Annotated in this window: 1 other RNA gene; it reads right to left on the bottom strand. The window is 54.8% G+C overall.

Annotated elements, in window-relative coordinates:
- Positions 1-320, bottom strand: a transfer-messenger RNA (tmRNA) gene (ssrA, locus tag MST27_RS22235); the annotation flags it as partial.
- Positions 321-541 lie beyond the last annotated feature (221 nt).

Raw genomic sequence — 541 nt, 5'->3', positions numbered from 1 at the left:
GTCCTCTACAGTCAGTTCTACATACTTAGCCGACCTACTTGGGTTTAACCCGGGGTTTAGCCAGTCGGCAGGCCGACCACGGGCGAGTCACCTAGAGTTTCGCGCGGGACCAAGTAACCCGATCCTCTGCTAGTTCCTGTAAATGACACTGCATCGGGTTTTACCCCACCTGACCCAGGAACGAATCAGTGCAGCGGCTTAGGCCTTAAGCGGCCAGAGCGAAACGCTCGTCGTTGGCGTTTGTAGTTTTCCAGTTGATTTACGAGGTGACTGGTCCTCGGTATGCACTGATCTGCTTCGCAACCCACGTCGAAGCCNTTTCGCGCGGGACCAAGTAACCCGATCCTCTGCTAGTTCCTGTAAATGACACTGCATCGGGTTTTACCCCACCTGACCCAGGAACGAATCAGTGCAGCGGCTTAGGCCTTAAGCGGCCAGAGCGAAACGCTCGTCGTTGGCGTTTGTAGTTTTCCAGTTGATTTACGAGGTGACTGGTCCTCGGTATGCACTGATCTGCTTCGCAACCCACGTCGAAGCCAAG

Source organism: Stutzerimonas marianensis (assembly GCF_022810315.1).
Lineage (GTDB): Bacteria > Pseudomonadota > Gammaproteobacteria > Pseudomonadales > Pseudomonadaceae > Stutzerimonas > Stutzerimonas marianensis.
Note: the sequence above shows the minus strand (reverse complement) of the source record. Positions and strands in the feature narration are given on the sequence as shown.